This is a genomic window from Rhizobium phaseoli, from assembly GCF_001664385.1.
GTDB classification, from domain to species: Bacteria; Pseudomonadota; Alphaproteobacteria; order Rhizobiales; family Rhizobiaceae; genus Rhizobium; species Rhizobium phaseoli.
Genome location: NZ_CP013535.1, coordinates 421,610 through 435,286, shown reverse-complemented (window position 1 = coordinate 435,286; position 13,677 = coordinate 421,610). Strand labels below are relative to the sequence as shown.

The 13,677-nt window shown below is 55.5% G+C and carries 12 protein-coding genes and 2 pseudogenes; 4 read left to right on the top strand and 10 right to left on the bottom strand.

Annotated elements, in window-relative coordinates; genetic code table 11:
* The 3 genes from repC to repA form a co-directional block, all read right to left on the bottom strand.
* Entirely contained in the window at nucleotides 1–1,209 is a 1,209-nt protein-coding gene (gene repC / locus AMC88_RS27210; protein WP_040111914.1) for a plasmid replication protein RepC, read from the bottom strand.
* Between the two features lie 155 nt (nucleotides 1,210–1,364).
* A complete protein-coding gene (repB, locus tag AMC88_RS27205) occupies nucleotides 1,365–2,390 on the bottom strand; it encodes a plasmid partitioning protein RepB (protein ID WP_040111913.1) in 1,026 nt (341 codons plus the stop codon).
* The gene (gene repA / locus AMC88_RS27200) at nucleotides 2,387–3,601 is read right to left on the bottom strand and encodes a plasmid partitioning protein RepA (protein ID WP_008534005.1); all 1,215 of its coding nucleotides are present in this window, start codon (nucleotides 3,599–3,601) and stop codon (nucleotides 2,387–2,389) included. Before repA ends, repB begins: the two co-directional genes overlap by 4 nt.
* Before the next feature lie 386 nt (nucleotides 3,602–3,987).
* Between repA and AMC88_RS34755 the strand changes: the two are divergent.
* The 3 genes and pseudogenes from AMC88_RS34755 to AMC88_RS34550 all read left to right on the top strand — a co-directional run bounded on the left by AMC88_RS34755 (nucleotide 3,988) and on the right by AMC88_RS34550 (nucleotide 6,384).
* A pseudogene (locus AMC88_RS34755) lies at nucleotides 3,988–4,596 on the top strand (acyl-homoserine-lactone synthase).
* A gap of 96 nt (nucleotides 4,597–4,692) precedes the next feature.
* Nucleotides 4,693–4,835 (top strand): annotated as a pseudogene (locus AMC88_RS34300) (P-type conjugative transfer ATPase TrbB); the annotation flags it as partial.
* Between the two features lie 457 nt (nucleotides 4,836–5,292).
* Nucleotides 5,293–6,384, top strand: coding sequence for a zinc-dependent alcohol dehydrogenase (locus AMC88_RS34550; RefSeq protein ID WP_335726154.1), 1,092 nt, complete (start codon nucleotides 5,293–5,295; stop codon nucleotides 6,382–6,384).
* Between the two features lie 6 nt (nucleotides 6,385–6,390).
* On the opposite strand, the gene AMC88_RS27185 is transcribed toward AMC88_RS34550, so the two are convergent.
* The 7 genes from AMC88_RS27185 to AMC88_RS27155 all read right to left on the bottom strand — a co-directional run bounded on the left by AMC88_RS27185 (nucleotide 6,391) and on the right by AMC88_RS27155 (nucleotide 11,986).
* On the bottom strand, nucleotides 6,391–7,332 hold the full coding sequence (locus AMC88_RS27185; protein ID WP_081279176.1) for a ribose-phosphate diphosphokinase: 942 nt from the start codon (nucleotides 7,330–7,332) through the stop codon (nucleotides 6,391–6,393).
* 2 nt (nucleotides 7,333–7,334) lie between these two features.
* Nucleotides 7,335–8,450 carry a nucleotidyltransferase family protein gene (locus tag AMC88_RS27180; RefSeq protein ID WP_004672715.1) on the bottom strand — a complete coding sequence of 372 codons (1,116 nt, stop codon included), beginning with the start codon at nucleotides 8,448–8,450 and terminating at the stop codon, nucleotides 7,335–7,337.
* A gap of 29 nt (nucleotides 8,451–8,479) precedes the next feature.
* Nucleotides 8,480–8,809 carry a hypothetical protein gene (locus tag AMC88_RS27175; protein ID WP_004672714.1) on the bottom strand — a complete coding sequence of 110 codons (330 nt, stop codon included), beginning with the start codon at nucleotides 8,807–8,809 and terminating at the stop codon, nucleotides 8,480–8,482.
* Nucleotides 8,810–8,814: 5 nt separating this feature from the next.
* Nucleotides 8,815–9,309, bottom strand: a complete 495-nt coding sequence (locus AMC88_RS27170) for a hypothetical protein (protein ID WP_004672713.1) — start codon at nucleotides 9,307–9,309, stop codon at nucleotides 8,815–8,817.
* Nucleotides 9,310–9,389: 80 nt separating this feature from the next.
* A complete protein-coding gene (locus AMC88_RS27165) occupies nucleotides 9,390–10,658 on the bottom strand; it encodes a radical SAM/SPASM domain-containing protein (RefSeq protein ID WP_004672712.1) in 1,269 nt (422 codons plus the stop codon).
* A gap of 31 nt (nucleotides 10,659–10,689) precedes the next feature.
* Nucleotides 10,690–11,244 carry an adenine phosphoribosyltransferase gene (locus AMC88_RS27160; protein WP_004672710.1) on the bottom strand — a complete coding sequence of 185 codons (555 nt, stop codon included), beginning with the start codon at nucleotides 11,242–11,244 and terminating at the stop codon, nucleotides 10,690–10,692.
* Between the two features lie 286 nt (nucleotides 11,245–11,530).
* Nucleotides 11,531–11,986, bottom strand: a complete 456-nt coding sequence (locus tag AMC88_RS27155) for a phasin (RefSeq protein ID WP_010029250.1) — start codon at nucleotides 11,984–11,986, stop codon at nucleotides 11,531–11,533.
* Between the two features lie 895 nt (nucleotides 11,987–12,881).
* Here AMC88_RS27155 and AMC88_RS27150 point away from each other — a divergent pair.
* Nucleotides 12,882–13,655, top strand: a complete 774-nt coding sequence (locus AMC88_RS27150; RefSeq protein ID WP_004677031.1) for an aquaporin — start codon at nucleotides 12,882–12,884, stop codon at nucleotides 13,653–13,655.
* Nucleotides 13,656–13,677: the final 22 nt, after the last annotated feature.

Sequence of the window (13,677 nt, the reverse complement as noted above, 5' to 3'; positions counted from 1 at the left end):
TTACCCAGCCCTCAAACCACCTTGCCCGTTGGCCTTCAACAACGCCATTATCATCGGGCCAAGCGAGAATTCACCGCGCTCACTTCGGCGCGTTAGATCCCGCAGATAGCCTCCAGGAGAGTTGATCAAGTTAGCCCTTTCCAGGATGCACGCAATTGCCACCGCAGCATTCTCCGGTCCTAGCGCCTCGCAGGCATCCTGGTAGGCGGAAGGGCTTACCCCCAGCATAGATCGAACCACCACAGCGGCAGACATCAGATCTCGCCAGCTCCCCACGCCGCGCGGTGCATAGTCGCTGATCATCGGGCACGCCTTGAGCACCAATCCCAATGGGAACGCCCTTTGCGATTCATTCTTCGGCTGATGGCTCAAGCTCGCCTTTGCCCCCTGCTCCTTTTCGGAGCGTGGTTCAGATTCATTAATGGATTCGGGTTTTGAATTCTGTATGTGCTGCTCGATATGAGCAGCATTGGTGCTAATTTTTTCAGCATTCTCGAGGCTTTCCAACCGATTAAGCACTTCCTCACGGAGCATCACCATTTCATTGAGAACGCTAGTGACCCCTTCAAGGGTCGGAACGCGCGGAATTCTGCTCACGAGCGCAACGTAGATGTCCTCGGTCGTCTTCCAATCGCCGTCGGCGCCCTCGACCATTGCAGCCGTAATAAGCTTGCGAACATCCCGCCGGCAAATTGTAAGGCTCTCTTTGGCTTTCCTGAGCGAGGCTCTCTCGGCCGCCACTCTCTGCGCCAACATCGCCAACTCTTCCGATCGCGCCAGGAGGGGCGACAGGTCGAAGCCAAAAGCATTCTCGATCTGGCCATCGTCGCCCTTGCGGGCGAAGCGCTTGCCATTGGCGCTATCCTTACGGACGATCAACCCCGACTCCACCAGAATGGCAATATGCCGCCGCAACGTTGCGCCCGCCATTGCATGCGCCCGAAGCGCCAGTTGGGCATTCGACGGGAAGACAATCAATTGTGCATCCTGACGCAACTCATTGTCAGGATAAAAGCTCAAAAGTGCGTCAAGAACAGCCAGACTGTTCGACTGGATCCCGAGCAGTTCCATCGCGGCGGAAGCGTCTCTCAACACTTTCCACTTATCGGCAGCTTTTCCATGCTTGATTTCCATTGCCGCCTGGCGCCGCACGAGCGCAAGCGTCATCGGCCGCCGCCCGAACGGCGTCGCTACATTCCCCGACTGCATTGTCTCTCACCTTTCAGCAGGCAAAGGAAATTCGCTCACCAAAACGGCGCCAAAGACTCTTGACGAGGATTCGAGGAAATGCGATTCTGTTCTTGCTACAGAGACAGAAGGGCTTCCACGACGGCGACGTTGAGGGAGCTCTTTTCTTTTGCGGGTTACACTCCCTGTTTCCGTTGATGCTTTGCGCGATGCTCCTGGTAAAGCGCCGGCAAATGCTCGAGTACGAAAGCCGCGAAATCCGGCGTGGCTTTCCTGTCAATGGTAATTTCGAGCTTGCTCTTGCTCTGCGTGACCTGCGCAAGCCTGTCGCCATCGGGGGTCGACAGGACGTCTGGCAACCCGCGCGCAGTCCGACGCGGTTTCAGATGGTCGATCACTGCCTTGAACCGTTCCGACGACGGCAGCGCCTGCACCTCCTCCGAGGCAGCATATTTCGCAGCGCCTGCCGGAGGCGATGCTTTCTCAACCAGCTCTGCCAATTGCTGCCAACTTGGGCGTCCAACGCCTGGAGCGGCGCCGATGGCATCGATCAATTCAGAGGGGAGGGCGTCAACAAGCAAGAGCATCTTCGACAAGTTGCTTTTGTCGATTGACATCGCCGCGATGACGATTTCTCGTGGAAACTGCTTGTTTAGCTTGTGTGCGAAACGTGCCTTTTCGATGAAGGTGAGATCTTCGCGCTCATTGTTTTCCTGACCCTGTGCGACAACCAACTGCTCGTCCGTCAAGTCTCGAACAACCGCCTTGACCGGCAGTCCTAGCTCCGAAACGGCGCGCAGCCGGCGGTGTCCAAAGGCAACTTGGTAGCGCGCGGGTTTAACGGGATGAGGTCTCACAAGGATTGGGACCTGCTGTCCTTGCTCGCGGATGGATGCAAGAAGTCCTTCGATATCACCTTGCATCCGATCCTGAACGAAGGACGGCTCGATTGACGACGCGTTCAGTTCAACCACGGCCTGACCTTCGGCGAGACGCCGCTCGATCTCCTCGGCACGACCAAGACGATCATTTTGCTCGCGCAACGCGTTACCGATGTTTGCAGTCAGCTTCGTCGCTGGATCTCGTTCTTTTCTGGTCACGCCGAGAAGCGGCATGGAGCGAGTCTTTGCCGCTCTGTGTTCAGCAGCTGATGAGCTGTCGGGCGCGTCCGTGGTGACGTCAAGGAGGTGCTTCCGACTCATGTGGTTCTACCCCATGCTTTTTTGATTAGAGTTTCGATCTCGTCGTTGACGGCGTTCATCGCCTCTAAGGCCCGATCATAGGTCGAGCGCGTGAACTGTCCGCGCTCAACCTCAAAGAGGGTCTGATTCGTCAGGCCAGCGTCCGAAACGGCGGTCGTCTTGAGCATCGGAAAATTGAGGACATTTTCGCCGAAGATCGAACGCAGATAGCCCACCATCTGGTTCTGCGGGCCATCGCTCGGTTCAAAACGAGTGACGAGGTAGCGCATCCAATTGAACTTGAACTGGGCGCCTGCATTCTCGATTTCCCGAAGGAGATTCGAGGTCATCGCCAGAAACTGGTTCATCGACATTACATCCAACATCTGGGGATGGACGGTGACGAGGATCGAGGTTGCGGCGGTCAGAGCTGAAAGCGTGAGATAGCCAAGTTGGGGAGGGCAATCGATAACGACGACATCGTAGTTGTCCGCGATGTCTTCGATGACCTGACTGATCCGACCGTAAAAAAGCGTGTCGCCTTCCTTCCGGTTCATAAGCGCGCGCGGGGTATCGTGCTCGAACTCCATCAGTTCAAGATTGCCAGGAATTAGATGAAGATCCGGGATGTACGTTCCTCGGACAACCTGCTCGATTGGGACCTGCTCGTCATCATACCGGATGGCGCCATAGAGTGTTTCGTTCGGACCAACGTCAGTTTCTGGCTGACTGCCGAAGAGTGCGGAAAGGCTTGCTTGGGGATCAAGATCAATCGCCAGAATCCGGTAGCCACGCATTGCCAGGTACTGTGCCAGATGCGCGGCTGTCGTCGTCTTGCCCGAGCCGCCTTTGAAATTCATCACCGAGACGACTTGAAGCTGCTCTCCCGTGCGACGATGGGGCAGGTAACGCCGGTTCCCGCGGCCAATCAGGTCCAGGTGCTTACGGATTGAATGAATATCTTCGATCGTGAACGTGCGTCGACCGCCAGGGCTCATACTAACGTGCAGTTCAGGCATTTCCGAAGCAGTTTGTCTAAGATAAGACTCACCGATGCCAAGCAGTTTTGAGGCTTCTGACGGTGCAAAGGATCGAATGCCCTTTTCGGACGTCGGCGGGAAGACCTTGAGATGATGTGCTTGAAGTTGGCTGGAGAGAGCGTCAGCATGACGCTCCATCAATGCGGTCAACCCTTCGACGACCGGCGCTGTTTTTGCTGCGGTTTTCGCCATCTCAAAACCCATTTCCTGCAAGTGGCGGAATTTTTCGCGAAACCACTAAAGTTCCGCCACTAGCTATTAGAGCCGATTCTGCATTTTGAGCAAGGGGTTTTAGGTTAACGAAAGGCTAACGCGGATAAACCCGGAACGTAGAGTAAATGGATTTTTCCGTTTATATCCTGCAGCTTAGCAAGACCGCGGTACCGATTGGTCATGGTGTGTTTTATTGTGAATCCTACAAATGTGCCCCGGCGATTTAGACGAAAAGCAGAAGACCTCGGCAAAGTCGGTGATCCCCTTGCCGCGACTCACTCGCACAAAACCGTAAGTATTCGACAACTGACGCCCGATTCCAATTCGTGCAGAGTTCCCGGCGCCTAACGGCGACGGAGAAATTCATGCAGGTATTTGCGATCTCGACACCAAAAATTTACTACGAAGCGCAGCTGCTTCAGGACCATCATAGGCTACGTGCGTGGGTCTTTTCCACTCGCACTTGGGATGTAGAAGTGGTTGACGACTACGGGCAGACGGGGTTGACGCTCTCGCCCCGACTCCATCCTGGATGTCACCGCGGCTGGACCACTTGCAGGATGTGCACGCGTTTTGCCTGCGATGGGACCGACCATGCTGGTAGACGTATTTCCGTCGCTGTTCCCGAAGGGCCGCCTGAACGCCAATCCCCTAATGGTCTAGAGTTCTCGCTTTTGCGTCGACACCTCGAAGAGGGGAGGGGAGACGGTTCCGTTCACGAGACAACGCTGACCATGTTCGCCGGCATCGTAGAATGGTGCCTGGCAGGTGGTCTCACCGAAGTCGGTAACGGATATCAGGTTCGAGCGAACTCTTGCTAGCGTCGAATAGCCTCTCCCGCGCTTGGGGAGCCAGAGAAGATTGGTGCCACCACCGCCATCGCAGGCACGCTTTCAGCAAACGCTGAGACCTTTCTGATGTTGCGGCCGCCCAACTACCGATCCAACCTCACCGCCTGCAGTCATCAAGCGTAACGGAGATCACTTTGACCCAGCTTCCTTCTCATCCCCGGTTCGTGCGCAACTTCGGGAGGCGCTTGGCGACAACTCTGCATCGCGCTCGAGGACGCGGCGGTCGACCTGATCATCTCGATCGAGCGGACGCCGCGGACGGCGCGCCCGCGACGTGATTCAAGTCGAACGGTTCGCAGGGGCACTACGAAACTGAGTCCGACCAGCTCACCGAAGAAGAGGAGGCGCGGCATATCGCATAGAGTTTCCCTCATCACCATCGCGCTTCTTGCGAACCGGTGCGCCACGAAGGATGAAGCTTTGGACCCTTATGTAATTAATTTACACTTGCGTATCTCCCGCATAGTCTCTTGCGATGTGGCGATAGGCTCATAGGAGGGTTCGCGCGGGCAGATGAGGGAAGGCGACATGGCATCTTCGCAGAGATGAGGATGCATCGAAGAACGGGCTGGTAAACAGCGCGGCTCGTGTTTGAGGCTGGTGGCATTGACGCGGCCCAAGCGCTCCACTCTACCTTCAATAGTTTCGTCGCTCCTTGCGCAAGGGAACACTTCTGCCGCTTGAAACGTCCTTTGCCGTTTGCGCCGACGATATTTCCGAGAAGCTTGTCAAGACCCAGGACTTAAGCAAGCCCGTCAGCAAGGCACGTGATTTCATCAGGTTTTTGACTGCCGCCTGTGGTTGTTGGCTAGATTCTGGATGCAAGTAAGTGTACATATTAGGAAAGTCGGTGTGTCGGCGAGCGAGAGGTCTCGTATGGAGGTTCGTGGACTCGTAATTACTTGCCCCCGCAAGGTTGAAGAATGGACATTGTCGGTTCCACTCGCCGTATCGTCCGAAGTCGGTGTGCGGATAGAGTTGTGTGGACTCTGCACACCGGAACAACGCGTTTATCGGGGCGCCAAGCCGACTTACCCCTATTGGGGCGGGCACGAGTTGTCAGGCACGATCGCGTCTCTGCCGGACGATGTACCGGATGGCTTGCGCGTAGGAGACCGCGTTGCGGTGCTTTTAATGCGCAGATGCGGCCAATGTCGTGCCTGCCGCCTCGGACTGGACAACCACTGTGCATATTTAAATCCTAAAGCGAGAGGAGGGGTGCCGCAGGGGCCGGGGGGATTGGCCAATTTTGTGGGCGTACCCGCCTATCAGGTCTTTTCCGTACCTTCCTTTTTGGCTCCCGAGCGTGCCGCGTTAGTTGAACCTGTCGCCTGCGTGGCACGCGGCATAAATAGGGCGCGTGCAAAGGCTGGAGACACTGTGGCCGTCATCGGCGGAGGCACGATGGGCCTTCTCCATTCGATACTTCTGACAACCAAAGGATGCGACGTTTACCTTTTCGATGACGACGTGGCAACGCATGGGCCTGTGATGTCGACCGGCGCCCATGCAACGGGGTCAGTTCATTCTCTGTCTGATCCGAAACTCGTCGAGAAATTAACGGATGGCTGGGGCTTCGACTGCATCTTTTGCACGCGCTTCGGTGTCAGAGGCATTCAGGGGGCCATAGCTGCCGCGTCACGCGGTGCCAGGATTGTACTCTACCAATCGATTCCGACGTCCGATTTGTTATCGGTAGGCGCTAACTTTCTGCATTACCGGGAAATTGAACTGATCGGCACCATAGCCCAAAGCGCGGACGACGTGAGAAATGCCATCCGAACCATCGTTGAACACGCCGCACGCTTCGACGTGCTGCAGGTCAATCTCTGGCCCTCGTCAAACGCCCAAGAGGCATTCGAGCAGGCGCTCGATCCACGTGTTAATCGCGTGATGCTAGATTTCAGGTAATGCTTCTCAGCGTGCCTGCAGCGCGCCTGCAATTTCGTTGCCGATCGAGACTACTTCGACACTGTCGGGGAAATTGTCGGTACGTCCGACGCTGTCGGTCACAACGATGCGGTCGATCTGAGACCGTCCCCAGTTTTCGTTCAGCGACGGCGTGAATATGGCATGGGCTGCGGCAAGGGTTATCTTGCGAGCGCCTGCCGCTTTGAGATGTGCGGCGGCTGAAAAAGCCGTCTGACCACTGTTGATTTCGTCGTCAATCAGGATGATCGTCCGGCCAGCAACGTCCCCCAGAATCTCGACGCTCTCCCGAAAGTCATCATCGTCTCTGCGGTGCTTGCGCATGACAGCGAATGGGCAGCCGAGCAGGGCCGCCAAGTGCTCAGCTCGCTTCGCTCCGCCGAAATCCGGTGAAACGACCATGTCGCCATCGACGGCCGCAGAACCGAGATGGCGAACTAGGGCGGGAGCGAACTGAAGATTGACGACAGGACAGGCAAATGCGGCGCACAGCTGAGGAACATGGAGTTCGAAAGTTATCAGCCGATCTATACCGAGAGTTTCGATAATCCCCGCAAGGATTCGCACCGGTACAGGTCCGCCGTCGAAGGCAGGGCGATCCGAACGCGAATATGGGAGGTAGGGAAGAACAGCGGTAATCGTGCGGGGACCCCGCGCCCGCACGGCACCAAGCGCTAGGAACAACTCGAAAAGACGATCATGAACGCTGTCAGGAAATGTTTGCACGACCACCACATCTCCGCCAAGCCTGCCGTCGCGCGGAGTAACAGCCATCTGGCCATTGCTGAACACCTGCGTGTTTAGGATCGTTATTCCTGACCGCGTGAGGGCCCGATGTACTGTTGACGCAAACTTTGCAGAGGTTTCGGTTGCTGCGATACGAAGGTCGTTCGCCGCAGGATCTGTACGATACGGTGACTCGGGCGTCATATTTACGCCAGCTCAAGATCGTTAACAGTGGGAATGGACAGCAGTTTGGGCAACACGTCGCCCCAATCATGTTGAAGTGGTACCTCGGTTTGATCAGGTCGAATGAGCTCTAGGAACTCGGACGGTATGTCTATCCCACAGATGCGCTTCATCTGCGTCAGGACGAAATATAACGCCGGCCTCATCTCGTATTTGTAACCTATTGCAGCGACCTCCGCCCAGCTAATATTCGCCATTTCTTTGTGTAGAACCGCATGAAGATCGCCGAACATCAATAGTCGAAGCGAATTATAAAGGAAGGCCTCGTGATAAAGCCTGGCCGAAAGGAACCAGACGGCGCCAGTTGCGGATTGGACCTGCAATATGCGGCCTAGACCGTTTGCAAGACGCACGCCTGACCATATGTCTTCGACATCGATGCCGACGGAGAGATTTACATGCATATCAATGAAGATGGGCATGTGCAGCTTCTTCGCGGAATCGATGTATCCCTTTACGTGGCGGTAGCGCAGCTGGCGTGGCACCGCGGGACCAGGGAACGGAGATTCAACGGATTCTATCCTTACAAACACCGGCAAGGAATAACTTTCGCGGAAGGTTTCGTCATCGAGTTCCTTTCGTTCCGGATGCCAGTTGCCATTTGAAGGGTCGAAAATACCGTGCCGGTAGCCGAGATCGAACATGAGCCGCTGCACGCGCTGCGCGTCAGCGGGCTTGACCATGATGTCGAGATCGGTCATCGGCCGTAGGAGTGGATCGGGATAGTGGAGAAGCGCGAGATCTGGTCCCTTCACCAGGAACCAGGCGATGCCGGCCCGATCCAGCGCATCCATGATTTCTGGCAGATTGCGAAATTCGAGTGCGGACCTGACCTTTGACATGACAGTCCAGCACTGAACGTAATGCGCCGCCTCAGTAGGCAATAGTGTCAACAAATCGAGGCGGCGCAAGTGATTCTCAAGCAGCGGCACCGTCCGATTATGCTCGGCGCGCCATACCACATAGGGCCAGTTGACAGGCTCCTTGCAGAGACGGACCAAACGCTCTTCATCCTCGGGTCGTAGGTAGGCCCGGCAGGTGATCAGCAAAATAGAGTCTTCTGGTGACAACCGAAGCATCGCGGAGACTCCTGATACGGCTGCGTGATTTATTTCGAACTTTCCGGGCTGCCGAATTCGGCTAGTGTCTGCCTCAGGTCGGCGAACTGTTGTTCGAAGGAAGCGAAACTCTGGTCGACGTTTTGTCCAAGCAACTGTTCAAGGCTGAGCGTTTCTTCAGCGCGTTCCTCTTGTCCAGACATAAGCTTGTAAACCGAACTTACCGGCAGCAATCGCGACAAGAGTTCACCACCGCGGCCCGTCTGGGCGCTGTCCCGAATTTGCCGGATGCAACTTTCGGCAAGCAATCCGTCAATCACGATTACCAGCTTGCCATCCTCTTCGTCAACGGCGTAGCCAAACAGTCGGGAACTAGCCATTGCCGCTACCTCTGAACCTTCTTGAGGTCTTCCACTTCACTGCGTATCTGCAGCAATTGTGCCTGAGCCGAGAGAAGTTTGGCGAATGCGGCGGTAACCGCCTTTGCCGATTGTGTGTCGGAACCAGTCATCCTAACCGGTCCTCGCCCAATGCGGCGTCCTACAAGACCTGAATCGGCGGCGCGCGGCCAATTGGCTTTGCCAAATTTCTTCGAGGCGGTTATATCAACGTAGTAGTCTTGTAGTTCGCCGTTAGCAGCGAGTGAGCCGGATTTCGACCGTTGCGATCTGCGTGACACCTTTAGCGATTGCTCTAATTTTACAAGGCCAGCCGTCAATTGCTGAGCTTGGTCATCCAAACCCGCCTGCAGCCGGGCGAGTCCTTCCGCGAGACGAGAAATCACCTGGGCTTGCTGGGCGGCTGCTTTGTTGCCGGATCGTATCGCGTTGTTCGCAAGTGTGTGCGCCACACCCGCCGCACCTCGGAAAGCTCTGCTCATCCTCAATCCTCCACGTTATTTTTGTTGACCTGGTTAAATTACGTCGTCGACACAGCAATTATTACGTCGCGCCTCCTGCGTTAGTGAGTGTGTTGCGCAGCAGCCGCGATTTCCTCCGAGAAGTTATAGACAGGAGCTTCGGCGGCGGGCCGACGCTCTTTCGCTATAACTCCGCGGCGGTAGGTGGAATCTTTCGTCGGGTCCACCAGGGCGTACTCCGGAAAACCTCCGTTATTGTAAAGTTCCTGGCACAGCGGATAGGGCGCGTCCTTTTCACCATAGTGCGACCAGCTACTCATCTTGCAGACGCCGCGACAGACTGGATAAAACACGCAGTTGCCGCAGACGCCCTTAACCTCGCCACTCACCACCTCGCGTAGCTCATGGAAGAACGGGCTGTTGCGCCAGATTTCCATCAAGGGCATTTCGAAGGCATTGCCGGCGATCATTTCCGGATCATCGTAGGAGGCACTGCACATCGAAACTTGTCCGTTCGACAGTATGCCCAGTACGTTGTCGCCCCAACCGCAAGTATGCACGCCGTTCAGATACTTGAGAGGCATCAGAGCCGGCGGCAGAGTCATGTATGCAGCGCCACTCTCAAAATGGGGAGATTTCAAAAGATCGCCTATCAGTAGCTTGCATTCCTCCAAGCTTATCGCATTGTCCTCATGGCTGCGCGCGTTGCCCATCGGATGTATGTTGAGCAGCGTCCGATGCTTCTTGATGCCCCAGCCGAGCACCAAATCTATAATCGAAATCACCTTGTCATAGTTGTTGCGATAGGCAGTCGTCGTTACCACCGTAGAGATGTCAGTTTTTCCAAGCCGCTGCAGGACAATCGCAGTCTTGGCGAACGCACCCGATTTTGCTCTGAAAGCGTCGTGCGCCTCTGGGTCGAAATGGTCGAGGCTGATGAAGACCGTCAAATTGGGGAGCCTACTTAGCTGCTCGATCGTGAACTCGTCAAAGAGGGTTCCATTCGTCTCGAAAACCAGCTCCTTCAGCCCACAGGATGCGAGATATTCCATGACTGCCATGAATTCCTTGTGAACCATCGGTTCACCCCCGGAAACCTTAACCTTGCGCAGCCCATTGGGTAGTGCTTGCTCGATCAGTCCTTGGATCGCCTCCAGGTTGAAATCAATGCCCTTGGCCTTGGGCCCGACGCCTGCGATATAACAGTGGTGGCATCCCAAATTGCACTTGCGGGTTAGAAACAGATAGATCGTTTTAATTTCGTTTTCCGAGACGACTCGTTTCGAAAGTTCACTTGTGACGAGGGCCTGTAGCGTCTGACTGGCTACATGCACGTCCTGCGGTGTCGAAAGCCAATCAGGGGTATTCATGCGCTTGCCTCCTTACGTCTATGTTGCTGCGCTAGCACGTCATCGCACTGATCACTGGTGCGTCGTCCAATTGACGCCTGCCTTTCAAAACTTCGATTTCGAGTATGAATGCGTATCCGGCGATCTCTCCGCCTTGGGACTTGACAAAATTCCCAGTCGCCCGAGCAGTGCCACCCGTCGCTAGAAGGTCATCAGCAATCAGGCATCGCAGGCCGTCACCGATGAGGCCGGCAGTTACCTCCAGGGTTCCGGAGCAGTATTCACAGCTGTATTCAAATGAGAGGACGTCCCCCGGCAGTTTACCGGGTTTCCTTACCATGATGAAACCGCAACCGAGCCTATCAGCCAATGAGGCGCCCAAGATGAAACCACGCGCATCAACCGCCAAAATGGCATCGATTTCTGTTCCCGACACTTGGCTTGCGACGGTAGAAACGACTTCGCCCAATGCACCTCTACCAGCCAGCATAGGCGCTATATCCTTGAACAAGATCCCGCCTATCGGAAAGTTAGGAAATTCTCGTAATGCTTCTACACCGGATTGGTTAATCCGTGACGCCCCGCTATTTGGAACAGCTACAATCATTTTACTATCCCCCACATGTAACCATCTAAGAGCCTCGTAAGGTGCGATGGCCTCGCGCACTTTGTGGCCAGCCACCAGATGAGGCCCTGGCAAGCTTATCTGCGGCGGCCGCCGCCGCGCCTACCACGTTCCTCCGGGCCGGCACGGGTCCGCTCTCTGACCAGATCACGCCGGAATTCGCCAGCGCCGCGAACAGATGAAACATCAGTCGGCCGCATAATGTTGTCTCCTCGAAAGCGGCTCCGATCATGATTCGTCCAGCCCTGATCTTAGTGCCGAGTCAACTTTACGTCGCTTTGGGGTTCGTCAAGACCTTGTCAAAAGCATCCTTGACCGGCTTTGAGATTTCCTCCACCGCCCTGCTTGAGAGCTCCCGGACTTCCTTGGCGTGCTGCAAACTTGTCTCAACGCGCTTGCGGAAAAAGGTCGACTGCTGTTCGAGGATCTGCGACGGCGAATTCGCGCCCAGCAAAGCTTGCAAATGTGAGAAGCCGGCCTCGGCGTCGGCTTGCAGTGCAGCGATCGTCTTCCACCACAATTCGTTGCCGAATAGACTTGTCGTTTCGAGGATCGGAGGCAGCATTTTCTGTGTCGCTTCAGCGCCGGACGCAAATTTCAAAAGAGCCTCTGTCACCTGCTTGTTCCCCTTTTCAACGGATGCGCCGAACTGATCTGGCACCTTGAGCGACGATGACCCCGGGTTTTCGATCGTTTCAAAGGATCTTTCGGAAATCTTGGTCATTGCATTTTCCTTCTCTTTGAGTTGGTTGCAAGCTGTGACATCGGGATTGACCCTTCCGCCGGCGGATGCATGGCCGCTTGGTAGAACGCGGATCCGATGACGAACGGTCAGGTGGCCTCCGTTCCGTTCGTTTCATGAACCGGCATCATGCAGACTGCTTTCTGCCGCTTGTAACCAGGGATCAGCAAACACCATGCCAACTGCTCCGACGCGCCAAGAAGATGATTTTCGTTTATCGATGGGCGGGTTGAGGGCAGGTTGATGTGTATTTGGCGGAGAGACCGGCGAACAAAACGTTCCAGTCACGACAAATCTGACAAAAGTGGCGAATGCCCGACATTTGCGAAAAATGTCGACGGTTGCGCTGGGGACAAGGGAATTCACGCGGACTTCAAATCGCGCCAAGGATCATGTGCCTGTTCGTGGCTAAGGGGCGTTACTCGACTTCTCGTGAACGTCCCTGGCGGTCTTATCAACCCTTGTCCTGGTTCCTGCTTTGCACCACCTTCCGCTTGGAGCCATGAAGAGGGTCGTTGTTTCGATAATTTGAGGATGGGCTGCTTGGCGATTTGTTCGTAGCCCAGCTCGGGTCCATACGTCTCGGTACGGTTCGCCTGCCTATCCTGTTCACGGCACTTTCGAACCTAAGACCGAACGTCATCAGAGCGATCGCTGTGATGCGCAACATATTTCATTTGGTACGACGTTTGCTGGTGATCGGTGACGCTGGTTGACCATAGGCTCTGATGCCGATCTCGTCGGACAAGGACGCAATTGAAGTCAACTACGGAGGTTTTCGGGACCTGACACGATGATTGGTTCGGTGCATGCGGAACGCTTGGCGGCACGAGGATGACACCGAAAAGTACGTGGGGTCAAATCAATGGAGTGAAAAATGAAAAAGTATGTTTGCGAATTCTTCGGGACCTTCACACTTGTCTTCCTCGGCTGCGGCACATTGCTTTATATGCGTCAAGAGGTGGGCCTGTTGGGTGTCGCTTTAGCCTTCGGGACGACCGTGGTTGCAATGGCCTACACGATTGGCCCAGTCTCGGGCGCGCATCTCAATCCGGCGGTCAGCCTGGGTTTCCTCGTGTCGCGCCGATTGAGAGTGTGGGACTTTCTCGCGTATGTCTCCGCCCAATGTGCAGGAGCTATCGCGGCGGCAGGCACGCTCTACCTTATCGCTATGAACAAGGTCGGCGGTTACGATATCACCCTAGAAGGTTTCGCCCAAACCGGCTGGGTAGTCTACGGATGGAGAGCTGCGTTCCTATTCGAGTTTATCGCCACGTTCCTGTTCGTAACTGTATTCCTCAAATGCACGGCTGGACGCGGCGCTGTTGCACGATTGGCGATTGGACTTGCCTTAGTTGCGATCCACCTTGGCGGTATCACCGTTTCGGGTTCTTCTGTGAATCCAGCACGATCGATCGGCCCAGCACTTTTCGCAGGAGGGGCGGCACTCTCTCAACTCTGGCTTTATATATGTGCGCCAATGCTCGGCGCTATTGCGGCCGGCCTTCTTCAGCTCAGGGGGATCGTCGCGTCAAGCGAGCCGCAAAGTCTGCGCCAATTTGAATCGCGCGAAATGACCAGCGACATATCCAGCCCGGTTTCATTCTTTCGCCACCGAAGGAGAGGTATCCCAAAAAGGGAAAGCCACTGATCGAGGAGGGGGTCTCGACCTT